Below are 26,641 nucleotides of genomic sequence, written 5' to 3' on the forward strand. Positions count from 1 at the left end.
AGGAGAGGGGTGCCCAGAGGGCGGGGTGAGGTTCTTCGTTTTTTATAAGTGTTCATCCGAACATGATATTATTGCATTCTATCGATTGTGCGATATTGAATGGCTTCAGCTATGTGGTGTGCCTTTAACTCGTCATCCCCAGCTAAATCTGCAATAGTTCGGGCTACTTTGAGAATGCGATCGCTCGCCCTTGCCGACAAACCCAATTTTCTAATTGCCGCTTCTAATATGTTGCGACTACTATCATCTAGTTTGCACCATTTCTGGAGGTGACGGCTCTGCATTTGAGCATTGCAAGAAAGATTTTGTTCATTTTTAAATCTATGGGATGCATAGTCGCGTGCTTGTTGCACTCGTTCCCTCACTGTTGCTGATGATTCTCCTGTCGGTTGTTGAGTAATCTCTTCTGGTTTGAGGCGATTGACTGCAACTTGCAAATCAATTCTATCCATCAAAGGTCCAGAAAGTTTTGCCCAGTATTGTTCTCTTTGCCTTGGCGAACAGGTGCATTGCTGAATCGTATCTCCGTAGTAACCGCAAGGACAGGGATTAGTACTCGCAACCAAAGTAAATTGAGCTGGAAACATGACAGATTGTTTCGTTCTCGAAATCGTCACATAGCCATCTTCCAAAGGTTGACGTAGAAATTCTAAAACATCTCTTTTAAATTCTGTTAACTCATCTAGGAATAAAATACCTCTGTGTGATAAAGAAATTTCACCAGGGCGAGGAAAGCTACCGCCACCGACGAGGGAAGGACCAGAAGCCGAGTGATGGGGACTGCGAAAAGGGCGATCGCGCACCAATGATCCTCTATTTTTCAACAAACCAGCGACCGAGTGGATGCGAGTCACTTCCAGCGCTTCTGAAAAAGACAATCCCGGCAAAATACCTGGTAAACGTCGCGCCAGCATGGTTTTACCACTACCAGGCGGTCCCACAAAAATTAAATTATGTCCGCCAACCGCCGCAATTTCTAAAGCACGACGAGCATGAGCTTGTCCTTTGACATCATTCAAATCAGCTGCTTCCAGAGACATTGCCTGTATCCTCTCTACAGTATTATCCAACTGTACAGGTTTGTAACGCCCTGGATTATTCAAAAAATCAGTGACCTCAGATAGATTTTTGAAGCCATAAACTGCCAATCCTTCGACCACAGCAGCTTCTTGTGCATTATCAGCAGGGACAACTAAACCAGTAATTCCCATCTTTTGGGCAGTCGCAGCGATCGGTAGGACACCTGCAACTGAGCGTAAACCACCATCCAGAGACACCTCACCTAGAAAAAGATGGTCTCCTAACAAATAAGCGCTAACTTGTTCAGAAGCCGCCAAAATTCCCACACTGATAGGCAAATCAAAACATGGACCTTCCTTGCGTAAATCAGCAGGTGTTAAATTTATGACAATCTTTCGCATAGGAAAGGCAAAACCAGCATTCTTTAGAGTTGCTTTGACTCTTTCCCGAGACTCTTGCACCGCTGTGTCTGGAAGTCCTAAAACGACAATTCCCGGCAAACCTCCTGAAACGTCCACTTCAACGCCCACCTTAACAGCGTCAATGCCGACAATTGATCCACTCCAAACTCTGGCAAGCATGTGCTGAATATTTGATCAAGAACACTAAACCTATAGAATCTCTAGCAGATCAACAGGTAAATTGGCATGAGTGAAACCACAGAGACAATTTTCAGCAAAATCATTCACAGATGATGCTGTTATTGTAATAATATTTTATTGCTTAAAAAAAATATTATTTGTAGATTTACTTTGCTCGCTATAGATGCAAAGGTGAATGGTGTTTCTTTCATATGTTCCTGGCGGTTTTCAAGCGAAGCGTGAGAAGCTCACAAGCAGCAAGTGAAATCTCATTATTAGTCTTTGAGAAAATCAATCGAGAGCTTTAGACAATTTATAACGATTCAAGGAGTATATAGCAATGACCTTGTTCAAAACAGCGTTACCGTACACTGAGTTGACAATTAGTGGTGCGATCGCCTATTAAACAGTTATTAGCTATCAGTTATCAGTGAGCCAGCACTGTGCACAAGGGTCTCACTCCCTGAATTTATTTCTGGAGAGAAATAATAGAGTCCAAACTTTACTAAATGCCCCGAATTCATTCTTGGGGATACCTTCTGACTTCTTAAGGTTTTATCTTTTGACCAGTCAAACGGTTGAAATCAATACGTATAAAGCGATGAAGTTTTTTTAGCTTTACAATACATTTTTGCAAACTTTAAGCAAGTGAAAATCAGGAAGTTAAGAATCAACTTAAATAGATATGTAAAAAAGTTTGTTGAAGCACACAAGGAATCTTGTTAGTGTTATTTATAACTTTTGTTTAAATATACTGAATTGATTGCTTATCTTTCTTTTACTTAAAGTGTAGAAATTCCGTTTGTTTTTCCAAAAACTTTTTCTATGTAGTAACTTTGATACTGTATGTTTTATAAAACACATAGCTTGAGCACTGATCTAGCCATTTTGTGTCCTTATTATTTTTTAGTTGCGAAAGAAGAGTATTGAGTGCTACTTGTCTTATTCCTTTACTCGTATCCCTTCGTAGCAAAGTAGGGTGGTTTCATACAAACAGAGGAAAACTATAACTCAGTGCCAGAGTACGTAAGCGTTTCATTTTGAGTCAAATAAAAAACATAAGTAACTGAGGCAAGCAAGTTTGTTAGGTGCACAGATAAATCTGTACTTCATTCAAACGAGAAGTACCATATGAGCGCCCAAGGGGCGCGATTACACGCCCCCAACGAATGAAAGAAACACCATCCCCCAAATTCTGTGTTAAGAGTTAAGCGTTAAGAGTGTTTCTTAAGAGCGCCCCACGGGCGGCGCGCCACTCGTTATGAATGAAAGAAACAGCATCCTCCTTCTTCAGTCTTAAGAGTTAAGCGTTCGGGTGTTCCCTGTTCCCTGTTAAGAGTTCCCTGTGTTTCTTAAGAGTTAAGTTCAATCTCAAAATCTAGATTTTCCCTGGTAAAAATGGTTCAGAATTGGCAATATTTAGTAATCTTAATAAAAATATAGAAATAATGAACGAGCCAGCCGCCCATACATTTCCCAGTTCTGCAACCCTCAGTCAAAAATCGGCAGTCAAAGAAATCACCGTAGACTTGACACCAAGTGAAGCTTCGACGCTAGAAAAGTATTGCAATCAGACAGGCAAAGCAGCTACAGATGTAATTCGGGAACTTATTCAAGAGTTATGCTTAACCTAACTTTCCACACCAACTGTGAAACGTTAGCGTCTAGAAGGGTTGTAGGTCGGGTATACCATCTAAAGAAAAGTAAAAGTCACAGATTGTAAGGGCGATCACACCTCTAAGTGCAAAACACAATAGAGAAAAAGTCGCCTGTTAGTATCAAAAAGAAACCCAGTGCTCATTGTACTTCAGACCTCGTCACTGGTAACGCTCGAATCAGTTCCCGAATCACATCTGTAGCTGGTCTCCCTGTCTGGTCACAATACTTTTCAAGCTTGGAAGCCTCATTTAATGCCAAGTTTACGGTGATTCGCTTGACTGCCCATTTTTTATTCATGGTAAAAATCTAGTTGTATTACACAAATTTCTGGAACACACAACAAAAATCTGCATTCTATAGAATACAATTATGAAACCATATGAAGTATCTAGGCAACAAGGTTTACTTGAGCCAGAAAATATCTTTTTGTCACTTCGTGAATCGATGCCTTGCAGATCGTGTTCATTACTTACCTGCAATCTCCTGTATTATCCTTTCAACTTTCGTTATATGGTTTTAGACATCCTCAAAAAATGTCAAAGCCTATCCAGGACTGAATTTTTCCCATGAGTTTTGGAAAAAGCCATAGCGATCGCCCGTATACGCCCAACCAAGCGAAGCTTGGTTCCCTGAACGAAGTTCAGGGGAGGCACTTTGTGCCTCGGGCGTAGGGCGCGCCAAGGGCGATCGCATCAGCCAAGGGGTTATTAAAATCTCTGCATAATCCAAATAAAAAAATGTCCAACCTAAGCCCTATACCTGCGGCACGGCTTAAGGCCTGTACCGTGCGGTCTGGTGCAGGAGATACGGGCACGCACTTTACAACAACGGAACTACGACTGATTAACAGGTAAGGGCTGTTTCCCGCTTGAAGGGTGGGAAACAAGGTTGGATATTTTTTTCGCATGTTCGTGCTTAAAGAATCGTTACAGCAAAAGGGTATTAACTCAAATAGCTCAATTTTGAAGGGTTTAAGCAATCCTACTCATGCTAGTTGAGGGGCATTTTATTTTTTGTATCTCCTTAACTTGTCGGATCATGTCGTTCTTATGTTATTCTTTATTTAAATAAAAATAAAAGAATCAAATTTGAGGATTTACTTTACCCGCTATGGATGCGAAATTGAAGCATCTAAAAGCGAATACAGCATGAACAGTTGAATTTACCCAAAAAACCATCTCATAACAAGGCATCTGCATATCTTTTGGTAGCAGAGGCACTGGTTAAGATGCTCAAACATATGGGAGTGCAAAACGAACCATGCGTAATGAGTTTTTCATTGATACTGAATCGGGGTGTATTATGCCTAACGAAGTAGCGGTGGAGACTGCCAACCGCGCTTTGGTGCATCGACCCGCTTCTACGGGGAGCGGCGATTCCTTCATCCCAAAGATGATTGACGCAGACAGCATAGCTAAAACCCAGAAGCTTTTAGACAGGGCAATAGTATTAGCCTGGAGGAATATAAAGTCGAGCCGCAGACCACCAGCCCTGACCCGTACACGTTGGGTATGGCGAATGGCAGGTGCCTACCATTCAAGCCGCCATACCACACGACTGATGGAGGAAGCGCGAGACCGCTTCGCTGCATCTGGTCGCGAGAGTTTGGCACAGTGGGCTGCACAGAAAGCCAGAGAGGAAGCGGGTCATGACCGACTTGCCCTGCTTGATATCCAGTCGATGGGATATGACGCAGAGGCTGTAGTGCAAGCGCTTGTGCCATCTCCTATACAGGCTTTGGTAGATTACTTTTTCCAAAGCGTGCAGACGACCGATCCAATTGGTTGCGTTGGTTTTTTTTATACAGCCGAACGCTTAGGGACATTTCAAGGGGAGCAGTACATCCAGAGTGTAGAGGCTTTGTTACCGTCGGGTACCCATGCCACACGCTGGCTGCGGATACATACCGGTGTTGGTGCTGAAGTGAAGCATGTAGAGGAGACTGTTGAGGTTGTTGCACATCTGTCTTCTGAAGAGCTTACCCGCGTAGCAAGAGCCTGTTATGAAACCGCATTGTTGCGCTTTAGCCCACCCAAGGAGGACTACATATCAGACGAGGAACTCCAGCATATATTGAAACCGCTAGAGTTACGTACACTTGTGCAAGTCAAATCTGCTGGTTAACCGCTGACGCAAAAAATCGAGAGCCTTAGACAGTTTATCTAAGACACCATAGTGTACTGTCCCAAACAACATTAAGGAGAATTCAACAATGACCACGGCAACTATCACTATTGAGCAGCAATCTTTGAGCCAGGATCTCACCAGCTACTTTCTTGAGACCTGTTTCGATATATTGAATGGCATCGAACTTGATGATTTGGAAAGAATTATGAAGAAACAATTCCCGCAAGGATTGCCAAGCGACACCGAATTCGGTTCAATGTAGATTCAGCATCTATATCCATTTAGTGGCTTAAACTTGAAACAGTCGGTAGCCCTGATTGTCTAGTCCCTGTTAAACTAGGAGCGCCCAGCAACTTCAAGGCGGGTTAGCCCTAGCTACCGTAACAGTTAGACAGTCAGGGATTAACACTTATTGGGCAGAAAAAATTTTCCGTTCATTACAGCTATTTTCAGTTAATTGAACCACAGATTTTCGTAGGGACACGGCTAGCCTTTGCCCCTACCTGTGGTTTATTTACTTGAAAAACGCTGTGAGCTGATGTTTTAGACAAGGTTTGCGGTGAGCTGATCTCTCTCGGTGGTGAAATCTCCATTGGTTTCATATAATTGCTTGCGGAGACTATTTTTCACCAGCAAATGCTCCCAAAACTTTCAGCGTAGCAATAGCTGCTGTAGTTAAACCTGTAACCCCCATAATGTTCATCCGCTCATAGGGTTTCTCAGCTTTCAGAATCTTTAAGCACTCACCTGTTGTGACATCCCACAGTCTAATTGTCTCATCTTCACCACCGCTAGCCAGAATTTGATGATCCGGACTAAAGGCGACTGACCTGAGCCAACCCCCCCTATGTCCTTCCAAAACTTTGAGGCATTTACCAGTGCTGACATCCCACAACTTGACTGTGTGATCTTGACAGCTACTCGCTAGTGTTCGGCCGTCGGGACTAAAGGCAACTGATAGTAACCACCCCGTATCCACCCGCAAAAGTCTAAGGCATTCACCAGTGCTGACACTCCATAACCTTAACGTTCGATCTGCACTAGTACTCGCCAACAGCTCACCATCCGGACTAAAGGCAACTGACCAAACCCAACCCGTATGCCCCTCTAATGTCTTGAGGCACTCACCAGTGCTAACATCCCACAGCTTGAGTGTTTCCTCCAACGCGCTGCTGACTAGCATCATCCCTTGAGGACTGAAGGCAACTGACCAGACCTGATTTCTATGTCCCTGGCAAGTTCTCAAAGCTTGACCTGTATTGACATCCCATAGCCTAACTGTTTGGTCTTCACTGCCACTCGCCAGCGTCTGACCGTCAGGACTAAAGGCAACTGACCGAATCGCAGCACGATGTCCCTGAAAAATCTGCAAGACTTGACCTGTATTAACATCCCACAACCTTACAGTTCGATCTTCACTGCCACTTGCTAGGGTCTGCCCATCTGGACTAAAAGCAACTGACTGGATCGCAGCACGATGACCCTGGAACGTTTTGAGGCACTTACCCTCCGAGACATCCCACAACCTCACTGAAGAATCGTGACTGCCACTTGCCAGCGTCTGTCCATCCGGACTAAAGGCAACTGAGAGTACCTGATGAGTATATCCCTGAAACGTTTTGAGGCATTCACCAGTGCGAACACTCCACAGCCGTACCGTCTGATCGTAACTTCCACTAGCCACTAGATCGCCCTGTGGACTAAAGGCAACCGAATATACCCAACTGGAATGTCCCTGGAAGGTTTTGAGGCATTCACCAGTGCTAACGCTCCATAGCCTTACCGTTTGGTCAAAACTGCCACTAGCTAGAATATCACCTTGTGACCTAAAAGTGACTGAATATACTTCATTGAAATGTCCCTGGAACGTTTTGAGGCATTCACCGCTACTGACATCCCATAACTTTACTGTCTGGTCTTCACTGCCACTCGCCAGCATTTTACCATCACGACTGACGGTAATTGCCCTTATTCCATCATCGTGTCCTCGGAAAGTTTTGAGGCATTCACCGATGTTAATATCCCACAACCGAACTGTGTGGTCATCACTGCCACTAAAGAGCGTTTGCCCATCCGGACTGAAGGTAACAGAGCATACCCAACTTGTGTGTCCTTGGAACGTTCTGAGACATTGACCAGTGCTGACGCTCCATAACTTCACTGTGTAGTCATCACTACTACTCGCTAGCGTGTTACCATCCGGACTAAAGGCAACTGACCAAACTTCGTCATCGTGTTCTTGCAAAGTCTGTAGGCATTGAGCTGTACTGATATCCCACAGTTTCACAGTACAGTCAACACTACCGCTAGCAAAGGTTCTGCTATCAGGACTAAAGACAAGCGATGTGACCCAATTATTGTGACTTTTACAGGACAGAAGTTGTTTCCAATCCGAAACTTGGTACAAGCGAATCTCACCATTGGTATCACCCAAAGCTAAAAGTTCGCCAATCCCCTCCGGGGACGCTGCGCTAACAGGACTAAAGGCTACTGACAAAACACCGCCGAAGGTTTCAGCAAAAACAGATTTAGCTAGATTGGCGTTTTGGAAATTGACATCGTGCAATTTCACATTCCGCAAATCAGCTTGCCAAACAGCTAGATGAGAAAAGTCATAGCCGCTTAAATCTGTCTTTAAATGACAAAGCAAATTGAGAATATTTCCAGCCGTATACCCTGGTTCTTGCGGCGATTCCTCTCGCAGCCTTACCAAAATTTTGGTTAACTGGTTTTTAATGCTTCTTTTGCTCCTTAAAACAGTGAGCAGCCCATCTATGACTGGTTGGAGGATGAGGCGAATTTGACCTTCCCTGATGTAGTCTTTCGCGGTCGCTTTCATGAGAGCATGGTATCTAAAAAGCTTAATATTTTCAGTTACAATCTCTTCACAAACCAACTCTATCAATACCTGAGTGACATACTCCATAACGATAGGTTGTAGGGTGAAAGTTGCTGCACTTTTCTCAACTAGCATAGGCGTAGAGCGAAGCTCTTCCCGCAGGGTAGCCTTCTCGATTAGCGATCGCCTAATCAGAGATTCTAAAGCCTCCAGTAATTTTTGTGGTGGTATTGGTAATACAATGTCTTCTCGCAATTCTGATAGCGAAACTGGCTCGCGATTAATCACTAGCCAATACATTATTTCTTTTTCTAAATCTGACAAGCGCTCAAACTGCTGGTCTAAAATATCACGAATATCTCCAAAAACAGCTGTATTCTGTTGCAAAAATTCAGTTACATTACCATCAAAGACATCAACAATTGTCGTAGCAACCATCTTCAAAGCCAATGGATTGCCTGTATAGAGTTTAATTATTGCTTTCCATTCTTCCTCTGCTGCAGATAGCCCCTTAACTTTTAAAATTTCCTGCCCTTCGTTCACCTTTAAACCACTTAATTGTAAGGAGCGAACGGGTAATGTTTGTCCTTTGAGTAATGCCACTTCTTGAGGTATTTCCCGACTAGTCAGCACTAAGCAGCTTTGGTGATTTGCTTCTCCTAACTGTCTGAAAAGCTCACCATACCCTTCATATCCTTCTCGATATTGTCCAGCTCGACTTCCACTGCGGAGAATTGATTCTACATTATCAAGTATCAACAAACAGCGATTATTTTGTAAATAATAGACTAATCGCGATATTTTTTCACTTAATTTTTCTGGTAAGTTATTTTCTGTTTCCTGTTGAGCAGATAGAACCTGGATCAGGTTAGCAACAATAGTGTTAATAGGTGGGGCTTCTCGTAGCGATCGCCAGATAACATATTCAAAGTCTTCCTGAATCTGTTGAGCAAGCTTGACAGACAGAGCAGTTTTACCAATACCACCCATTCCTAATAGTAACACCAATCGGCAGCGCTCATCAAGAATCCATTGCTGTAGCGTGGTAAGCTCTTCTGTACGTCCATAAAAAACTAATATAAAGGTAGCATCGCCCCAATCTAGATAATTTTTTGAGTTTAAATAGTCAATTTTGTCTATTTTTATGCAAAAAACTGAAAACAGCTTTTCAAGACTTTTTTTATCAACCCCTCCTTCCCGATTTAGTACTTTTGAGATTGTACTGGGATATAACCCAGAAAGTGTGCTCATTTCTTCAAGGGTGTAGCTGTTGCCAAAATTTTCCTTTGTTTCTAACTTACGCTTTGCGTCCTGAAGTTTTTGCAAACCCTTATTAGTCAGTGCAACGCCGCGCTTGCGTCTCCAATTCTGTAAAGCCATGTATTAAAAATACAGTCATCATAACTTAACTTTGACTGACTTGGCTTTGTGATTAAATAAAAATTTTACCGAGTTTGACAGCGTGAATACCGGGCAATTGATCCACTCCCAACTCTGGCAAGTATGTACTGAATATTTCATTAAGAACACTAAACCTATAAAATCTCTAGCAGATGAACAGGTAAATCGATATGAGTGAAACCACAGAGACAATTTTCAGCAAAATCATTCGTCGAGAAATTCCAGCTGACATAGTTTACGAAGATGACTTAGCACTGGCATTTAGAGACATCAATTCCCAAGCCCCCGTTCACATTCTCGTCATTCCCAAAAAACCCATACCCAGACTCGCTGATGCCGAATCTGGTGATGATGCTCTTCTTGGGCATCTTCTATTAACAGCCAAGCGAGTTGCCGAACAAGCTGGACTTGCAAATGGCTATCGCGTTGTCATCAACACAGGTCCTGATGGTGGTCAAACTGTTTACCACTTGCATCTGCACATTCTGGGTGGACGCCAGATGGCATGGCCCCCTGGTTGATAGAGAGATAGGGAACATATGACACGTAGGGTGCGTTTCACTTACACAAACGCGCCCTATGAGAAAAAATGAGTCAAAAAACTTTACAAAATATCATTTAGATTTTTATCTAGATAGATAAATCTAGGCTGTCATAGATTGACACTCTCAGGGCTGATAGCGTATCCTATGAAGCTCAAAGCGCAAGAACTACCCGAAGACCGTCTTCAACTAGCAATATAACACGGTCGCTAACTTGACTTACCCGTTCCGTCAAAAACGACTTATCGACTGTAATGATTTGTGAAACATTCACAACAGAATCTTGTGGCAAACCAGTCTCATCAGTTGTAACTAAAACGTTACCCGGAGCCTCAGCTAACCGAAGGTTGGTAGTTAGTACAGCTACGATTACAGTGCGAATTCGGCTACGGTTAAAGTCATCAGATTGAATAACTAGAACGGGTCTACGATATCCTGGTTCAGAAGCAACTGGTGTTGGAAGGTCTGCCCACCAAATTTCACCTCGCTGCATTACCAAGTTTCCTTTGGTAAAGTATGAGCTTGTAGCTGAACGAAAAATGGGTCAACACTACTATCTTCGTCAGCATACACAGCATCTAACTGCTCTGTAATGCGATCGCAACGATGAACTTGTAAGTACTCTTGAAGTGCTATAGCGTATAACTCACTTCGGGATAACCCCATTTGTTTTGCAAAGCTTTCAGCAGCCTCAAAGAGATTATCGGGAATTGAAATAGCTGTTTTCATAGGGATGGTATAACCAAAGTTATACCACTATCTTATCACTTGCAATCAATGCCAACTCATATTAATAGTGCTGCGCTAGAAGAATAGGCGATTCAGGAAGTTGACTAAGTTGCTTACGAAACGCTTTGGTTACACTCGACTTCATTGCTATTCAACTGCATTACAGAACTCGATCTTTATATTTTAGAAACGGCACTTAAGACTTACAAGGAAGCTACAGAAAAGGCAAAAGCAGAGAGGTATGATGATAAAAAAATGCTTTCAATTAATGTTTATCCTTCAAGTATTCTTCGCACTGCATATGAGAATTTATTAATAAAACTTATAAGGAGGCAGAAGTTAATCTCAGGAAAGAAACTCATGCTTGAGATTTCGGAAAAGACTCTCCTCCCATCAATTGTTGATCATGAAGGAAAAGGTTTAGAAAGCTTTAGAAGTATAGCAAGAAAATACAGGAAGAATTACGACGTCAAGTTTGCTGTTGATGACTTTGGAGTCGGCAATGCTTCCATGTCTAGGTTAGAAGAGGTCGATCCTACATATGTGAAGGTTGACAGAGATATCCTTCACTTTGAGAAAAAGCTAGGAAGGAGTATTATAGAATATCTTGTTGATCTAAAGTACGATTTTAACTGTTTTACAATTCTTGAAGGATTTGATGAGTGCAGCAACTTCTCATTGAGAGAACTGGTGGTTGAACTTGGGGTCGAATACATTCAGGGACATAGTCTTGGCATCGCAACTCCTGAAATTAAGGCAAGATTGGATAAAGAGCAATGTGAAAATATATTTGAGATATTAAATTGGAGACAAAGTAGTAACCGAAATTCGGGCTAATCTTTCCCATTTGGCAACTCACAAAAATGTTACAGTAAAAGACAAATCGTCTCTATATGGCGGCTTATGTCTCCAGAATCTCCCGTATACCGTGACAAAAGTGCAAGTGACTACAGTATAATATCAGTCCAAAACCTGAGCAAATTATATCCGGTCGCTGTTAAGGAACCAGGCATAGTCGGGACAATGACCCACTTTTTCCGCCGCACTTACCGAGAAATCAAAGCAGTTGAAGATGTTTCCTTTGAAATTGCACCTGGTGAGGTGGTGGGCTTTTTGGGACCAAATGGGGCTGGTAAAACCACGACACTGAAAATGCTCACGGGGTTGATTCATCCATCTATTGGTCAAGTCAGAGTGGCTGGACACATTCCCTTTCGTCGCCAAGAAGCGTTTTTGCAAAAAATTACCCTCGTGATGGGGCAAAAACAGCAACTAATATGGGACTTGCCTGCTCTAGATTCTCTCAAGATTAATGCTGCTGTCTACAACATTTCTGACAAAGAGTTCCGCCAACGGGTAGGGGAATTAACTGAAATGCTGACGCTGGAAGGAAAACTAACGCAACCCGTGCGGAAGCTGTCTTTAGGTGAACGGATGAAGGCGGAATTATTAGCAGCACTTTTACACCGTCCACAAGTCCTGTTTTTGGATGAACCGACACTAGGGTTAGATGTGAATGCTCAGGTGGGGGTGCGTGATTTCTTACGCGATTATAATCAGCGATATCAAGCGACGGTGCTGTTGACAAGCCATTACATGGCAGATATCACGGCTTTGTGTCAGCGGGTACTGCTGATTCACCAAGGACATTTGATCTATGATGGCAGTTTAGATGGTTTGCAGGAAAGTTTTGCCCCTTACCGGGAAGTTCATTTGGAGTTAGCCAATGATCTGCCCAAAGAAAAACTGATGTTATACGGTGATGTACGACAAATAGAAGGGCGCTCCGTGTGTTTTATGGTACCACAAGAGGCACTCACTCGCACTGTCGCGAAGATTTTAGCAGATTTGGATATTGTAGATTTGACCGTGACAGAACCGCCAGTTGAAGAAGTGATTGGGCGAGTTTTCCAAGCGGGAGTGGTCGTAGCACCTAGTAAATAACCTGTCTCGTTGGTTACTTCAATGTGGTCGTGCCCTTTGTTGATTTGGTGATCGGTCTCACCGACCAAATTCGGAAATCAGTGCCTATGTTACAAATTTTACAAAAAAAACACCCGCAAGAGAGAAAGCTATTGCTACATTAGATGATATCTAAAGAAAAATCGCTTTTGACTGCGTATTGACCCGCTCTTCAGACAAAACTATGAGTACAAATGCCATTCTTTCAGAGAGTCCTTTATTAAAAGGCTCTGGTTTGCCTTCCTTTGGAAAGATTTCAGCAGAGTCTGTGGTACCAGCATTTAACCAACTCCTGGCAGAACTCGATCAGGAACTTACTACTTTAGAAGCTAATGTAAATCCTACTTGGAACGGTTTAGTAGAACCTCTAGAAAAGCTGACAGAACGCCTCAATTGGAGTTGGGGAATTGTAAACCATTTGATGGGTGTGAAAAATAGCTCCGAACTTCGCCAAGCATACGAAAGCGTACAGCCGCACGTCGTGCAGTTTTCCAACAAGCTTGGTCAAAGCCAACCAATTTATAATGCTTTTAAGGCACTCCGTGCCAGTGATACTTGGACAACACTTGACTCAGCTCAACAGCGCATTGTAGAAGCGGCGATCCGAGATGCGGAACTTTCTGGTGTTGGCTTGCAGGGCGAAGCAAAGGAACGTTTTAATGCCATTCAGATGGAGTTGGCAGAACTGTCTACGAAGTTTTCTAACCATGTGCTAGATGCAACCAAAGCGTTTAGTATGACTTTGACAAATCAAGAAGAAATCGACGGTTTACCTCCCAGTTTACTGAATTTAGCCGCACAAGCGGCACAGGCTGCGGGAGAAGAAAACGCGACTCCAGAAAATGGTCCTTGGCGGATTACTTTAGACTTTCCCAGTTATGGTCCTTTCATGCAGCATAGCACCCGACGGGATTTGCGGGAAAAATTATACAGAGCCTTTATTAGCCGTGCTTCTTCAGATGAGTTGGATAACAACCCCTTAATTGAACGCATTTTGGAGTTGCGTCAAGAACTAGCAGAATTACTTGGCTTTAAAACATATGCTGAATTAAGCCTAGCTAGTAAGATGGCTCCTAATGTTCAAGCAGTAGAGTCCTTATTAGAGGAACTGCGTCGTGCTAGTTATGATGCTGCTATTAAGGAATTGGAAGAACTCAAAGCCTTTGCTGCATCTAAGGGTGCACCAGAAGCAAACGATTTGCAGCACTGGGACATCAGTTTTTGGGCAGAACGTCAACGAGAAGAGAAATTCGCTTTCACTGCTGAAGAATTACGCCCTTATTTCCCACTTCCCCAAGTGCTGGATGGCTTGTTTGGACTGGTGCAGCGGCTGTTTGGCGTCACTATTACCCCGAATGATGGGCAAGCCCCGGTTTGGCATCAAGATGTGCGTTACTTCCAAATTGCTAACGAAACAGGTCACCCAATTGCCTACTTTTATCTTGATCCCTACAGCCGTCCAGAAGAAAAGCGTGGCGGTGCTTGGATGGATGTCTGTATTAACCGTGGCAAAGTCACAGAAAATGGAGTAACGACTACCCGCTTACCTGTGGCGTATTTGGTGTGCAACCAAACTCCCCCAATAGGTGATCAGCCTAGCCTCATGACTTTCTATGAGGTGGAGACTTTGTTCCATGAGTTTGGTCATGGCTTGCATCATATGCTCACCAAGGTAGACTATGCTGGAGCTGCAGGCATCAATAACGTTGAGTGGGATGCGGTGGAATTGCCCAGCCAGTTCATGGAAAACTGGTGCTACGACAGACCAACTTTGTTCGGTATGGCCAAGCATTACCAAACTGGTGAACCTCTACCGGAACATTACTACCAAAAGTTACTGGCAGCAAAGAACTACATGAGTGGTAGTGGTATGTTGCGACAAATCCACTTTAGCAGCCTTGACATAGAACTGCACCACCGCTATCGTCCAGGTGGCGGGGAGACTCCAAAAGATGTGCGCGATCGCCTTGCCAAAACCACAACTGTTTTGCCACCACTACCAGAAGATTCATTTTTATGTGCTTTCGGGCACATTTTCTCTGGAGGATATGCGGCTGGTTACTACAGTTATAAATGGGCTGAAGTTTTAAGTGCTGACGCTTTTGCCGCTTTTGAAGAAGCTGGTTTAGATAACGAAAAGGCTATAAAAAATACAGGAAACCGTTATCGTGATACAGTACTAGCTCTTGGTGGTAGTAAGCATCCAATGGACGTGTTTAAATCCTTCAGGGGTCGCGAACCCAGTACTGAACCTTTGCTCAAGCATAATGGCTTAGCAGCAGCGGCGTAACTCTCAACACCTCAGTTAGCTACAGAAATGGATATTGCTAACTGAGGAAACATGAATCAAAACAAAAAGCAAAGCAAGAATACTATAGCGCTTGGTAGTGTTGGGTGCAATACACGGCTGTTGTGAAAGTGCATGCACTTTCACATTATTCGTGGTGATGTATGCGATTCAAATGAGAACCGCGCTTATGAAGCCGCAGCTAACTTTACTTGAGCCTGGTGAATAAGAACTGCTGACTAAGCCTGCCATAGCGGACTTAGTCAAGCAGAGGAACTACTTGAAAAACAAACTTAGTGTGGCTGAACTCTAGCAGTACCCGCATCCATTATTCCCTAACATTTTTTGTACACAATAACTCAGAAATTTTGTCCGTGTTTTCACGAAGTTTTGGTAAAGAAGAAAATTATCATCACTTTACAAAAAAGCTCAGAAAATACTTAGGTTTTTCTGTTAATATTCTTACTCAGATGCGCATTGAAAAATAAGAGCTATACCATCGTCACACTGTAACGGTTATTGCTGTTACTTGGTGCAAATAAGTTACATTATCTACCCAATAAAAGAATAACTGCAGACACAGCAGAGTAGATGCTTTGAAAATTCAAAGCAGATTTGTGCTGCGTACAGGTTTTTACAGGCCAAGTTACCCAATCTAATGACCAAGTTTAGGCAAGGAATCGTATGAAGCAACGTTTACGTTTTGTTCGACGTGTGGTGTTCGTTACGCCATTCATAGCTAGTTCTGCCTTAGGAATTGCACCTAGTCAAGCTGCTACTTTTGCTTACTCTGAAGGAAATTTCAATTTTACCAACATTAATCAAACACCATTAGGAATTGGAACTGAGGCTAACGCTAACACCCTTGCCATTGGCAAGGGTGGTATGGTGAATACTCTAGCTGAAGCAACAGCAACTTTTGTAACTGGTCCTACTCCACCAGAAGCATCCAATTTTTCTTTGAGCAAAGCCTTGGGCGAAAACAAAGGTTACTTGGGACAAGCAGAAAGTGAGGCTACAGTTATTGGTAATTTTGTTGTAGACGTGAATACACCTTTTTCTTTTGACTTCACAACAAATTTAACTCTAGAAACATCAATAGATAATCCACCAGCAGAAAATGCAAGAGCAGCGGGAGATATATCTTTCGCATTAATCGACACCACGAATAACACTGTCTTAGATTTCTTCGACCTAACAGGAAATGTAGAGACTCTAGGCGATAACGATTTTATCGCATTTCAAAAAAGCGACAATGTGACTTTGAGTAATCCAGTCACTACGTCTAATTTTGGAGGGAATAAAGAATCTGCTACAGCTTCCATTCAGGGTTCTTTGCAACGTTCTTTTGCCAACGAAACAAATGTCGCTTTAGTAGAAGTTAAGAGGAATCGGACTAGAGTTATAGCACCAGAACCTTCCACTAGTTTAGCTTTGCTCTCTTTTTGTAGCATCGTTGGTCTTGTTGGCAAAGCGAAACGTAAAGCAATTACTTTAGTACGCTCATTGAAAGAAAGTAACTGCTGACGGTTAATACGCTATAGTGACCAAAAGCGATGATGCAGACTTTTGGTCACTCTATCTGTATCCACTGATTTAGCATCAGAAGTAGAGCTTATTAACAGTTACCAGTTACCAGTTATCAGTTATCAGTTACCAGTTACCAGTTATCAGTTACCAAGTTAAGGGGGGTCAAGAAATCGCTGACACTGTTCACTGTTCACCCTTCGGGTATGCGCAAAGCGCACGCCAAAGGCGTTAGCGAAGCGTCTGGTGGAGGAGATACGCCAGTCGCCTACGGCGGGAGAACGCCTCATGCGCGCTGGACTCACTGTTCACTGATTTAATAGCTACTCACAAATCCGTTGTTAATCTTGCTTTTCTCAACAGATATTGCAATGCTGTCTCTTCTTTAGAAATAATATCAGCTGTCGCAGCCATCCCAGCTTGAAGATGGCATTTGTATTCACCATGTCCGAAGGAAAGTGTTTCCGGTTTTACTGTGACTTCAAAGTAGCTAGTACCAGCAGTTAAAGAACCAGTGGTTCCTGTACCTGAATTGCTTTGAGATGTTATGGCGTCTGGAGAAATGGTGCTAACAGTACCTTGAAGAGTTCCGTAATCAGGATAGGGACAAGCATCAACTCGCAATTGCACTTTTTGAGCAACTGCGACTTTTTTAACATCAGCAGAAGGAATTATGGCTTTAATAACTAGAGGAGCATTAAGAGGAACAATTTGAGCAATAGCTTCGCGCTTTAGTACAACTTGACCAGGGTTATAGACATTTAGCTTAAGAATAATGCCGTTACTGGTGGCACGAATGATGCTACTTTTGAGTTGAGTATCAAGTTGTTGGAGGTCTTTTCGAGATTGGTTGATTTGGTTTTGTGTTTCAGATCGCCGTTGAATTAAGGCTTCTTTTTCTTTGATCAAGGTCGCGATAGTTGCTTCACCTTTAGCAATTTCTTGGTCAACGCGTTTTTTTGCAATGTCAACCGTTGCGTTGCTGGGATTAAGAGCAGCTTTAGCTGATTTGACTTTGGCTTTGGCGATATCAACGGCTTTTTGTTGACCTTGCAGTATTAATTTTGTTTGTTCAACAACTAGTTTTTTCTGTTCAAATTCACGCCGACCAATTGCTCCGGTTTGTGACAATTGCTGATAGCGATCGCGATCTACCGTAGCAAAGTCTAAATCTACCTTGGCTTTTTGCAAGTCTGCTTCTGCTTTCTGCAAATTTGCTTCTGCAACCAGTGAGTCGCTTGTCGTTGTAACTTGTCGTTCTTGATATTCTCGCTGATTACGTGCCAATTCCGCTTTCGCAGAAGAAATTATCTGTTCTATGACTCTTTTTTCAGCAAGAATCTGAACATCTAAACTTTTGATTTGAGCATACATTTGAATCAGTTGTAACTTGCTTTGCTCAATATTGCCTTTGATCTGGCTTTTTTTGATTTGCAGTTGTTGATCATTAAGGACGGCGATCGCATCTCCCTGCTTGACCATTTGATTTTCTTTTACAAGGATATCTTTAACAGTTCCTTCTATTTCTGGTTGTACTAGCCGGAGATCCCCTGTGGGACGCACATTAGCACTAGCTTTTACTGTGACATTGTATTTTATAGAAGAGGCGAGGCTAAATATAGTAGCGACAGTTCCAACAAGAAATACTCCAGCTAAAGATGTCCAAGGACTAACAGGAGGGAGAAACCCGTCACTTTCAACTGAGGAAATTTTATGCGAAGGGAGAAGTTTTTGATTATGTGTATGCATAATGACTAATTGCTAATTCTTAATTGCTACTTGAGTTTATAAATTTATTCTCTGAGCCATTAGCCATTAACTAAACTATCAAAAAGTCCAAATGGTCTCCTTCTTTTGAGCGTAAATCTGAAAGAGTTCCTTGAAGTTTTAATCTGCCTTGATCTAACATTACAACCCAATCAGCACGATTAATAACTTTGGGACGATGGGTAATCAAAATCGTGGTTTTACCGTGACGATGTTTAAACAGTTTATCCAGCACGAGGTTTTCGCTCACAGGGTCGAGTCCAGAGGTAGATTCATCTAAAATGAGAATTGCTGGATCTGTGGCTATAGCTCGTGCTATTGCTAGTCGTTGACGTTGTCCACCAGAAATATTTGCGCCAAATTCACCTAAAATAGTTTGATATTTGTCGGGTAATTTACTAATAAATTCATCAGCTTCAGCAATTTGACAAGCTTGCACAATCTGCTCAAAAGTTAATTGTGGTCTTCCTAAGCGAAAGTTTTCAAGAATAGAACGACTCCAAAAGTGAGCGTCTTGAGGAACTAAAACCACTTGTTGACGCAGACAATCAAGAGCCAAATCATCTAGGTTATAGAGTCCAATACGAATATTACCTGATTGCAGTGGATATAACCCAGCCATGATTTTAGCTAAAGTGCTTTTCCCACAGCCGGATTTACCTATTAGAGCAACAACCTTACCACCAGGAATTGTTATAGAAAAGTCTTCTAATAAGTCAAGCCGACCTGCATAGTGAAAGTTAACTTGACGACAAATAATATCGGCATTTGGTTGTATTCGAGCAAATGGCTTTTTGGCGTCATCTTCACTATGTTCTGGGGTCGCATCTATAACTTCTGTGAGGCGTTGTGTGGCAGTTTTGGCACGGGTAAATCGATCAACAAAATTAATGATAGTACTAATTAAGCCCAGGAAATTAGCATTCATCGAGTTAAATGCTAGCAATTGCCCGATACTTAAATTCTCCGCTGGGTTACTCACCAAATTCCCACCAAACCATAGTAAAATAATACTGCCAATAGCAGAAACTAAACTAGAGAAGCTATTGTTGATAATGCTAATCTGAACAGTCCGGAGTGTGAGGGTAGCAAGACGGCTAAATCGGGTTTGAAATTCATCCCAAAATTGGGGTGCAGCTGTGGTGCTTTTGAGGGTAAGTGCGCCTTTAAATGTTTCTACTAAAATGCCTTGTGTTTCTGCTTCTGTAACCAAAAGCTCACGGGTTTTTTGCCGTAAACTAGGCTGAAACACTATTGTAGATAGGCTCATCACCACAGAGATTAACATCGCTACTACAGTCAGTTTCCAGCTATAGAAAACCATCAAACTCAAAGAAATGACTGCAATAAAAAATCTACTGGGAAGAGAGATAACAACTTGAGCAACTAACTGATTAATCTCGTTGATATCTCGCAACCGACTCACAATTTCCCCGCTGCGTCGAGATTCATAGTAAGAAAGAGGTAATCGCAGAATAGCTCTTCCAAATTCTAAGACTAGCCCTAATTGCAGACGTTGGGCAAAGTGAGCGATTAAGTTAGATTGCACCCATGAAAGGCTGCTAGCAATTAAATTCATGACTACGACGGCGATCGCCACAGTCGTCAGTAACCTCGTATCACCACGCACCAGCACATCATCAGTCAGGATTTGCAGCAGAAAAGGAGAAGCTAAAGATAATAATCCCAAGATGAAATTTAACGGCAAAGCTTGCGCCAAAATTCCGCGAAAAATCCAGACACGTCGGAAAAAACGCCAAAAGCCCCCAACCTGATCGTTCTTTTGGGCAAAAAAGCGAACTGGATCTGGCTCTACCAAAAGCATCAACCAATCCGTCCAACCCTCGGCTAAATCTTTTTTAGAAAGATAACGGATTCCTACTGCTGGATCGGCGACGACACATTTTTTGCCTTTCTTGCCGTATAAAACAACCCAGTGACACCCTTTCCAGTGAATAATTGCTGGTAAGGGCGCTTCATTCATCCGATTTAACAATTCTGCCGAAGTTTTCACATGGCGAGCATTAAACCCAAGTGTTTCTGCTCCTCGTTTCAGCCCTAATAAAGTTGTGCCTAATTGTCCAGTGCCCACCATCTCACGGATGTGATTCAATGTGAAAGTACGTCCATGATGTCTGGCGATAGAAGCTAGACAAGCAGCACCGCAGTCTTCTTCACTGTATTGTAAAATATGAGCGTATTTCATAAAGAAATGCTTGTCTCTACGTCCTCTGTGTTTGAAATCATTAGTGAACACTCAACACTAAACAGTGATCACTCGCTTCTCAAACATTCACGCATCGCGTTCAAAAAAGACAAAGGGCGTGGTACAATTACAGAGAGTAAGAAAGATGGAAACCATTGTTGCCCACGCCTGAGTGTTAATTGATATTCTCCTGCCGTTGATACATACCCAGTATTAACGACAGGAGTGTGCAAAGGATGCAATACCATCTAACTTCTTACTGTTTTAAGAAGTCGCGTGATCGCTGTTACGCCTCTGCAAATTCGGGGATATAGTCAATGTTTGCCTCAGACTCTGATACCGAACTCACAGAGGAGTCAGTTATGAATGTGCTTGTAATAGTAAAAGAACTGGCGAAGCCGATTGGAGACTCAGTGCTAGCCCCTGATGAAGCTTTTGTCTTAGCTGTGTTCTTGTAAGCGCCACCGACAACGCTGGTTGCTTGAGATTCTGCAATTTCAGTGAATAGTGGATTCATGACTTTTTTCCCTCAAGTTAATCGACTGAATTGATTTAAGTGATCTCGAAACCGACACCGAGTGTACAAAGGATGCAATACCAGTCAACTTCTTACTGTTTTAAGAAGTCGCGTGATCGCTGTTACGCCTCTGCAAATTCGGGGATATAGTCAATGTTTGCCTCAGACTCTGATACCGAACTCACAGAGGAGTCAGTTATGAATGTGCTTGTAATAGTAAAAGAACTGGCGAAGCCGATTGGAGACTCAGTGCTAGCCCCTGATGAAGCTTTTGTCTTAGCTGTGTTCTTGTAAGCGCCACCGACAACGCTGGTTGCTTGAGATTCTGCAATTTCAGTGAATAGTGGATTCATGACTTTTTTCCCTTAAGTTAATCGACTGAATTGATTTGAGTTATCTGGAAACCGATGTCTTTGTTTCCGATACTGAAAATGTAGCATTAAAAATTACCGTCTGAAAAGATCTAATACTGGGTTTAACGTAAACAATATGAACAAATGTACTTACTTAGGTAAGTAGATAGTTTGTTGATAATTATTATGAATAATTAAGGAGGTGCATCCGTTATATTACACTTAGAAAAATTTTTGCCATGCGCTAGCGTTAGCCTAAACTCAATTTAAAAAATATTGAGTGTGTAATATTACTAAGCTTTGTTTGAAAGAAATGTGCCAAAGAGAATTGGCTGTTAGTCAAAAAAATGACTTGAAACTCATCGTTTGCTACTCAGAACTTTCATTACCTTGTGGTTTCGCAAACAAGCATTTTTACGAAAAATTACCAGTACTGGTTAGCTGCGAAATCATGACTAGTGATTCACCAGACCAACTTTGATGGATCGTGACGACTAGAAACCGGGTTTCGCCAAAGTTACCTGGTTTGGTGATAACCTGTCAAAATTTGTGTGGTGGAGTACTAGTACTCCACCAAGGCAACTTTGAGGGGTAAAGGAACGAACCGCAGAGGCGCTCCAGAGCGCAGAGTGAAGAGAAAAGAGGATGAGTCTAAAAATGAGTTTACTTGGCAAAGTTGCTGTGGCGAACTACTAGGTTCTGTCATTGTCTCAAAAGATGGTATAATAGTGCGAAATTGAAACAACAAAACATGAAGATAAATCTATCTCGTCAGAAACCGCGTGTCTTTACATGGCAAGCGGTTTTCTCACTGCTCATGTTTGTGTTCATGTACCTGCCTATACTGGTACTGGCGTTTTATAGTTTCAACCAGTCGCCTTACAGTGCACGTTGGCAAGGATTAACTTTGGAATGGTATGGCAAGTTGTTTAGGGATGAGCGGATTTTATCAGCTTTACAAAACAGCTTGATAGTAGCCTTTTGTGCAGTAGGGATTTCTGCAATACTAGGAACGTTGATGGCAGTGGGGTTAGCGCGTTATCAGTTTTTGGGTAAGAGCGTGTATCGTGGTGTTTCTTACTTACCGTTGATTATTCCTGATATTGCGATCGCAGTCGCTACCCTAGTTTTTCTAGCAGCGTTTGCCATTCCCTTAAGCATCTGGACAATCGTTTGTGCTCATGTCGTCTTTTGTCTTGCCTATGTTGGTCTTGTTGTGTCTTCTCAACTAACTAATTTAGATCCCCATTTAGAAGAAGCAGCACTGGATCTCGGAGCAACACCAGTGCAAGCCTTCATCAAAGTCTTATTACCTCAGTTAATGCCTGGTATTATAGCTGGTTGTTTACTAGCCTTTGTCCTCAGCTTAGACGACTTTCTCATTGCCAGTTTCACTGCTGGTAGTGGTTCCAACACCCTACCAATGGAAATTTTTAGCCGCATCAGAACAGGAGTCAAACCAGATATTAATGCTCTCAGTGTTATCTTGATTTTAGTCTCTGGGATTGTCGCTTTTATAGCTGAATTAATTCGCGCTTCAGGACAAAGAAAAAATAGTCATTAGTCATTAGTCATTAGTCATTGGTCATTAGTTATTAGTTATTGGTCATGATCCCGATCAATTTTTCAAAGCACTTGACAATATTAGGAGTTTTATCATAATATTCTTTTATAGAATGGGAATCCTTGCGCTCATATATACTTATATTTAGAAACTTCTAACTTAGAAACTTTTCACCCTACATAGGCAGATACACAGAACTTTTTCATCTGTCTACCTTGTGTTGTGGGTGTGAACAGATAGTCAGAAATGTGTATGTCAATATAGATTTCTGTATTTTAACAGCTCAAGTTAGAGCCAACTTTGGACAAGATGCGATACATGGCTCACTATGCAAATTTGTCAAAATCCCAATTGCTCCAATCCCTTCAACTCTGACAGCAATAGATTTTGCACCAGCTGTGGACAAAACAACTTTGGCAATTTCCTCAGGAACCGCTACCGTGTCTTGAGATTGTTAGGCGAAGGTGGATTTAGTAGAACATATGCAGCCGAAGACGTTGATAGACTAGATGCTCCATGCGTCATCAAACAATTCTTCCCACAAGTTCAAGGGACTTCAGAACGTACAAAAGCTGCACAATTGTTTAAGGAAGAGGCGAAGCGACTTTATGAACTGGGAGAAAATCACTGGCAAATTCCCAGATTACTTGCTTACTTTGAACAAGGTTCTAGTCTCTATCTGGTGCAAGAATTTATTCAAGGGCAAACTCTGTTACAAGAACTTCAGCAACAACCTTTTAGTGAAAAGAAAATTCGAGAACTTTTAGAAGATTTATTACCTGTTATCCAATTCATTCACGAGCGTAACGTTATTCATCGGGATATTAAACCAGAAAACATTATCCGCCGCCAAACTGATGGCAAACTCGTTTTGATTGACTTTGGTGGTGCTAAGCAGGTGACGCAAACCAGTTTATCAAGACAAGCTACAGTGCTATATACAATCGGTTATGCACCTAGCGAGCAAATGGCTGGATTTGCTTGTCAGGCGAGTGATTTATACGCTTTAGGAGTCACTTGTGCGCGTCTTCTGACTCAATGTTTGCCTATACAAAATCCTGATGGAGGACAGATTCAAGACACTCTTTACAACCCCATGAATGGTCAATGGTTATGGCGAGAGTATTTACAGGAAAAAGGGATTACTATTAGCAACGACTTGAGGGAAATTCTGGATAAGTTGCTGAAACATTTGGCAAAAGATAGATATCAATCGGCAACAGAAGTTTTGCAAGAATTGAATGCAACAAAATTTTTTGCACAACAAATTGTGGCAATTCCTCAATTTCAATCACCATTATTTGAACAACAGAAAGTCACAACGCCAATTTCTGAACTAAAAGCTTCTTCAGAACTCGACTCCTTACAAACCTTTAATTTTGATGTGGTGACAGTAGACGCACAAGGTCATGAAATCAGGCGTGAGTGTCGAAGTGCAAAGTTTTATGCAGAAAACTTGGGAAGCCAAGTGACGTTGGAAATGGTAGGAATTCCTGGCGATACTTTTATGATGGGTTCAAAAGACAATGATGGGGATGCGGATGAACGTCCACAACACCCAGTGAGTATCAAACCTTTTTTTATGGGCAAGTTTCCCGTCACCCAAGCACAATGGAAAGCAGTCGCAGCTTTACCTAAAGTCAAACAATCTTTAAATCCTTATCCATCAAAATTTAAAGGTGCAAATCGACCAGTTGAAAACGTTTCTTGGCACGAAGCAATAGAATTTTGTACTAGGCTGTTTGCAAAAACTGGACGACAATATCGCTTACCCAGTGAAGCCGAATGGGAGTATGCTTGTCGTGCTGGAACGACGACACCCTTCCATTTTGGCGAAACAATTACGACTGAATTAGCAAACTGTAGTGACGATCACACTTGGGAACAAAAAGCCAAAAACCGAAAAGAAACAACACCTGTAGGTAGTTTTCAGGTGGCAAATGCCTTTGGCTTGTATGATATGCATGGGTTAGTTTGGGAGTGGTGTGCTGATCCTTGGCACAAAAATTACGATGGCGCACCCACAGATGGATCTGTTTGGGAAGTTGGTGGGGACGATAATCGTCGCGTGCTTCGCGGTGGTTCTTGGAGTTTTAGTTCTGCGCTTTGTCGTAGCGCCAGTCGTAGCTGGAATGAACCGGATGGCGGGCTGAGGATATGCGGGTTTCGGGTAGTGGCGAGTTGGTCTGTTTGAAATCTTAAAACAAAAAAATACGGGTGAGCATCTTGCCCACCCCACAAAAGTTATTCTTTGACTACACAACGCCTTAAACTAATTTCAAATCTGGATACTCCGCGAGGACATCATCAGAGGTGAGGGTATCACCTTCAGCTTGTGGAGTCCAAAGAACTTCAATTGCAAGCAATTGCTCTCCAGGAATACTACCAAATTGACGTAAAGCTTGACGCAAATCGTCAGCGCTGTTAATGTCGCCTAGCTGGAGTTTACCCAAGGTTGCAGCTAGTAAAGTGACGATAATATATTCTCCAGGTCCTTCAGTGATCAGACGGGTTGGGTTGTCGAGTTCACCACCACCAGGTAAAGCATCTTTGGGAGCAGTTGCTTTGAGCTGGTTGTTCACATTAGAAAGAGTTTCTCCTGTGAATTTGCTGCGTTCTGCCAATGAGAAACGGTTGAATTGAGCTTCAGCTGCGTTTAAACGCGCTTGTTCGGTACCACCACCCGCGTAAACCCAATATTCCGGATGGCGTAGCAAAGCTAGGCTGGCTTCTTGCAGAATTTCTGCTCTACCTTCTGGGGAGTTCGTATCAGCAGTTTCAGCAATGTGGTTGAGTTCGGTTTGCAAACCACGGGCGCTACCTAACAAGCCAACTTGTAAACGAGTTACGGAAACAGAAGGGTTGCTGTTGTAGCCGACTTCACTGTTGTAATCCGCTTCACTATTATTAGACGCAACGCGACGGAAGCTTCGCACTAAGAAGTTGGCGATCGCAATGAAAATTAAAATGCTAAACAAACCGCCAAATCCTCCCCCAATACCCCAGAACGGAAGCAGGAAGGGAAAGCCAAAACCACCGCCAGGATAGGGAGCATAATAACCCCCGCCATAACCTCCACCAGGAGGTGCGTAGGTGCGAGGTGAGGAGTAGGGACGACTTGATGAGGGCATTCTGAAGGAACCACCGCCGATTCTACCCCCACTGGCGGCTAGCGCTCCATCAGTGTGACTGAATGCCAATGTAAAAACAAGGCATAGGAGGAGCAGAGATTTTAAAAGGGGTTTGGTAGCTTGTTGTAGTTTTTTACGCATGACGACACAGTGGCTTGAAAAACAGTATTTGGTTATCTTTATCTCCCCATGCTGGTTGGAGTTTTGTGCTTGTTTAATAACGCCAGCCCGTAGCCTTAAACAGTCGTTGGCACTTGCTCTCCAGTTACAGACTACAATTCCAATTTACCGTCAACTGTATTGTACGGGCAGCATGCTTTGGGCGGATTTCTGGAGTAGATAACCGTACATCACAAGCCATTGAAACTTCTAAATTCAATCTTCACAAACCGAGTTCCCTCTTCGTTGTGCCAGAATTGGTATCTGCAC

Annotated in this window: 21 protein-coding genes; 10 read left to right on the forward strand and 11 right to left on the reverse strand. The window is 42.6% G+C overall.

Annotated features, from left to right (window positions below; genetic code table 11):
* Window positions 1-68: 68 nt before the first annotated feature.
* A complete protein-coding gene (locus DP116_RS09870; RefSeq protein ID WP_169155024.1) occupies window positions 69-1,601 on the reverse strand; it encodes a YifB family Mg chelatase-like AAA ATPase in 1,533 nt (510 codons plus the stop codon).
* Window positions 1,602-3,049: 1,448 nt separating this feature from the next.
* On the opposite strand from DP116_RS09870, the gene DP116_RS09875 reads away from it, so the two are divergent.
* Window positions 3,050-3,235: a CopG family transcriptional regulator gene (locus tag DP116_RS09875; protein WP_169155025.1), complete on the forward strand. Its 186-nt coding sequence runs from the start codon at window positions 3,050-3,052 to the stop codon at window positions 3,233-3,235.
* Between the two features lie 163 nt (window positions 3,236-3,398).
* On the opposite strand, the gene DP116_RS09880 is transcribed toward DP116_RS09875, so the two are convergent.
* On the reverse strand, window positions 3,399-3,557 hold the full coding sequence (locus DP116_RS09880) for a ribbon-helix-helix domain-containing protein (RefSeq protein ID WP_169155026.1): 159 nt from the start codon (window positions 3,555-3,557) through the stop codon (window positions 3,399-3,401).
* 246 nt (window positions 3,558-3,803) lie between these two features.
* Complete coding sequence (locus tag DP116_RS09885) at window positions 3,804-3,989, reverse strand: hypothetical protein (protein WP_169155027.1); 186 nt, start codon at window positions 3,987-3,989, stop codon at window positions 3,804-3,806.
* A 531-nt stretch (window positions 3,990-4,520) separates the two neighbouring features.
* Between DP116_RS09885 and DP116_RS09890 the strand changes: the two genes are divergently transcribed.
* Both DP116_RS09890 and DP116_RS09895 read left to right on the forward strand, forming a co-directional pair.
* On the forward strand, window positions 4,521-5,384 hold the full coding sequence (locus DP116_RS09890) for a hypothetical protein (protein ID WP_169155028.1): 864 nt from the start codon (window positions 4,521-4,523) through the stop codon (window positions 5,382-5,384).
* A gap of 88 nt (window positions 5,385-5,472) precedes the next feature.
* On the forward strand, window positions 5,473-5,649 hold the full coding sequence (locus DP116_RS09895; RefSeq protein WP_169155023.1) for a hypothetical protein: 177 nt from the start codon (window positions 5,473-5,475) through the stop codon (window positions 5,647-5,649).
* 357 nt (window positions 5,650-6,006) lie between these two features.
* Here DP116_RS09895 and DP116_RS09900 read toward each other — a convergent pair whose 3' ends face one another.
* Entirely contained in the window at window positions 6,007-9,606 is a 3,600-nt protein-coding gene (locus DP116_RS09900; protein WP_169155029.1) for an NACHT and WD40 repeat domain-containing protein, read from the reverse strand.
* A gap of 191 nt (window positions 9,607-9,797) precedes the next feature.
* Here DP116_RS09900 and DP116_RS09905 point away from each other — a divergent pair, with 191 nt between their 5' ends.
* Window positions 9,798-10,148 carry a histidine triad nucleotide-binding protein gene (locus DP116_RS09905; protein ID WP_169155030.1) on the forward strand — a complete coding sequence of 117 codons (351 nt, stop codon included), beginning with the start codon at window positions 9,798-9,800 and terminating at the stop codon, window positions 10,146-10,148.
* 175 nt (window positions 10,149-10,323) lie between these two features.
* Here the strand turns inward: DP116_RS09905 and DP116_RS09910 are convergent, their stop codons facing one another.
* Window positions 10,324-10,662, reverse strand: coding sequence for a type II toxin-antitoxin system PemK/MazF family toxin (locus DP116_RS09910; protein ID WP_169155031.1), 339 nt, complete (start codon window positions 10,660-10,662; stop codon window positions 10,324-10,326).
* On the reverse strand, window positions 10,662-10,898 hold the full coding sequence (locus tag DP116_RS09915; RefSeq protein WP_169155032.1) for a ChpI protein: 237 nt from the start codon (window positions 10,896-10,898) through the stop codon (window positions 10,662-10,664). The genes DP116_RS09910 and DP116_RS09915 overlap by 1 nt, the downstream gene beginning before the upstream one ends.
* A gap of 144 nt (window positions 10,899-11,042) precedes the next feature.
* Here DP116_RS09915 and DP116_RS09920 point away from each other — a divergent pair, with 144 nt between their 5' ends.
* The 4 genes from DP116_RS09920 to DP116_RS09935 all read left to right on the forward strand — a co-directional run bounded on the left by DP116_RS09920 (window position 11,043) and on the right by DP116_RS09935 (window position 16,674).
* On the forward strand, window positions 11,043-11,735 hold the full coding sequence (locus DP116_RS09920; protein ID WP_169155033.1) for an EAL domain-containing protein: 693 nt from the start codon (window positions 11,043-11,045) through the stop codon (window positions 11,733-11,735).
* A gap of 66 nt (window positions 11,736-11,801) precedes the next feature.
* Window positions 11,802-12,842 (forward strand): ABC transporter ATP-binding protein, encoded by a 1,041-nt coding sequence (locus DP116_RS09925; RefSeq protein WP_169155034.1) that lies wholly within the window; start codon window positions 11,802-11,804, stop codon window positions 12,840-12,842.
* Window positions 12,843-13,044: 202 nt separating this feature from the next.
* Window positions 13,045-15,150: a M3 family metallopeptidase gene (locus tag DP116_RS09930; RefSeq protein ID WP_169155035.1), complete on the forward strand. Its 2,106-nt coding sequence runs from the start codon at window positions 13,045-13,047 to the stop codon at window positions 15,148-15,150.
* Window positions 15,151-15,831: 681 nt separating this feature from the next.
* Complete coding sequence (locus tag DP116_RS09935; RefSeq protein WP_169155036.1) at window positions 15,832-16,674, forward strand: hypothetical protein; 843 nt, start codon at window positions 15,832-15,834, stop codon at window positions 16,672-16,674.
* Window positions 16,675-17,001: 327 nt separating this feature from the next.
* On the opposite strand, the gene DP116_RS09940 is transcribed toward DP116_RS09935, so the two are convergent.
* The 4 genes from DP116_RS09940 to DP116_RS09955 form a co-directional block, all read right to left on the reverse strand.
* On the reverse strand, window positions 17,002-18,426 hold the full coding sequence (locus tag DP116_RS09940; RefSeq protein ID WP_169155042.1) for a beta-barrel domain-containing protein: 1,425 nt from the start codon (window positions 18,424-18,426) through the stop codon (window positions 17,002-17,004).
* Window positions 18,427-18,493: 67 nt separating this feature from the next.
* Window positions 18,494-20,647 carry a peptidase domain-containing ABC transporter gene (locus tag DP116_RS09945; RefSeq protein WP_169155037.1) on the reverse strand — a complete coding sequence of 718 codons (2,154 nt, stop codon included), beginning with the start codon at window positions 20,645-20,647 and terminating at the stop codon, window positions 18,494-18,496.
* A 286-nt stretch (window positions 20,648-20,933) separates the two neighbouring features.
* On the reverse strand, window positions 20,934-21,164 hold the full coding sequence (locus tag DP116_RS09950) for a hypothetical protein (RefSeq protein ID WP_169155038.1): 231 nt from the start codon (window positions 21,162-21,164) through the stop codon (window positions 20,934-20,936).
* A gap of 122 nt (window positions 21,165-21,286) precedes the next feature.
* Window positions 21,287-21,517 carry a hypothetical protein gene (locus DP116_RS09955; RefSeq protein WP_169155038.1) on the reverse strand — a complete coding sequence of 77 codons (231 nt, stop codon included), beginning with the start codon at window positions 21,515-21,517 and terminating at the stop codon, window positions 21,287-21,289.
* 751 nt (window positions 21,518-22,268) lie between these two features.
* On the opposite strand from DP116_RS09955, the gene DP116_RS09960 reads away from it, so the two are divergent.
* Both DP116_RS09960 and DP116_RS09965 read left to right on the forward strand, forming a co-directional pair.
* Window positions 22,269-23,081: an ABC transporter permease subunit gene (locus DP116_RS09960; RefSeq protein WP_169155039.1), complete on the forward strand. Its 813-nt coding sequence runs from the start codon at window positions 22,269-22,271 to the stop codon at window positions 23,079-23,081.
* Between the two features lie 328 nt (window positions 23,082-23,409).
* A complete protein-coding gene (locus tag DP116_RS09965) occupies window positions 23,410-25,275 on the forward strand; it encodes a bifunctional serine/threonine-protein kinase/formylglycine-generating enzyme family protein (protein WP_169155040.1) in 1,866 nt (621 codons plus the stop codon).
* A 73-nt stretch (window positions 25,276-25,348) separates the two neighbouring features.
* On the opposite strand, the gene DP116_RS09970 is transcribed toward DP116_RS09965, so the two are convergent.
* Window positions 25,349-26,353 (reverse strand): DUF1517 domain-containing protein, encoded by a 1,005-nt coding sequence (locus tag DP116_RS09970; RefSeq protein ID WP_169155041.1) that lies wholly within the window; start codon window positions 26,351-26,353, stop codon window positions 25,349-25,351.
* Window positions 26,354-26,641 lie beyond the last annotated feature (288 nt).

Origin of the sequence: Brasilonema bromeliae SPC951 (genome assembly GCF_012912135.1) — a bacterium.
GTDB classification, from domain to species: domain Bacteria; phylum Cyanobacteriota; class Cyanobacteriia; order Cyanobacteriales; family Nostocaceae; genus Brasilonema; species Brasilonema bromeliae.

Coding starts and splice junctions, on each gene's coding strand:
- DP116_RS09870 (WP_169155024.1), bottom strand. CDS start 1,601: ATGCTTGCCAGAGTTTGGAGTGGATCAATTGTCGGCATTGACGCTGTT.
- DP116_RS09875 (WP_169155025.1), top strand. CDS start 3,050: ATGAACGAGCCAGCCGCCCATACATTTCCCAGTTCTGCAACCCTCAGT.
- DP116_RS09880 (WP_169155026.1), bottom strand. CDS start 3,557: ATGAATAAAAAATGGGCAGTCAAGCGAATCACCGTAAACTTGGCATTA.
- DP116_RS09890 (WP_169155028.1), top strand. CDS start 4,521: ATGCGTAATGAGTTTTTCATTGATACTGAATCGGGGTGTATTATGCCT.
- DP116_RS09895 (WP_169155023.1), top strand. CDS start 5,473: ATGACCACGGCAACTATCACTATTGAGCAGCAATCTTTGAGCCAGGAT.
- DP116_RS09900 (WP_169155029.1), bottom strand. CDS start 9,606: ATGGCTTTACAGAATTGGAGACGCAAGCGCGGCGTTGCACTGACTAAT.
- DP116_RS09905 (WP_169155030.1), top strand. CDS start 9,798: ATGAGTGAAACCACAGAGACAATTTTCAGCAAAATCATTCGTCGAGAA.
- DP116_RS09910 (WP_169155031.1), bottom strand. CDS start 10,662: ATGCAGCGAGGTGAAATTTGGTGGGCAGACCTTCCAACACCAGTTGCT.
- DP116_RS09915 (WP_169155032.1), bottom strand. CDS start 10,898: ATGAAAACAGCTATTTCAATTCCCGATAATCTCTTTGAGGCTGCTGAA.
- DP116_RS09925 (WP_169155034.1), top strand. CDS start 11,802: ATGTCTCCAGAATCTCCCGTATACCGTGACAAAAGTGCAAGTGACTAC.
- DP116_RS09930 (WP_169155035.1), top strand. CDS start 13,045: ATGAGTACAAATGCCATTCTTTCAGAGAGTCCTTTATTAAAAGGCTCT.
- DP116_RS09935 (WP_169155036.1), top strand. CDS start 15,832: ATGAAGCAACGTTTACGTTTTGTTCGACGTGTGGTGTTCGTTACGCCA.
- DP116_RS09945 (WP_169155037.1), bottom strand. CDS start 20,647: ATGAAATACGCTCATATTTTACAATACAGTGAAGAAGACTGCGGTGCT.
- DP116_RS09950 (WP_169155038.1), bottom strand. CDS start 21,164: ATGAATCCACTATTCACTGAAATTGCAGAATCTCAAGCAACCAGCGTT.
- DP116_RS09955 (WP_169155038.1), bottom strand. CDS start 21,517: ATGAATCCACTATTCACTGAAATTGCAGAATCTCAAGCAACCAGCGTT.
- DP116_RS09960 (WP_169155039.1), top strand. CDS start 22,269: ATGAAGATAAATCTATCTCGTCAGAAACCGCGTGTCTTTACATGGCAA.
- DP116_RS09965 (WP_169155040.1), top strand. CDS start 23,410: ATGCAAATTTGTCAAAATCCCAATTGCTCCAATCCCTTCAACTCTGAC.
- DP116_RS09970 (WP_169155041.1), bottom strand. CDS start 26,353: ATGCGTAAAAAACTACAACAAGCTACCAAACCCCTTTTAAAATCTCTG.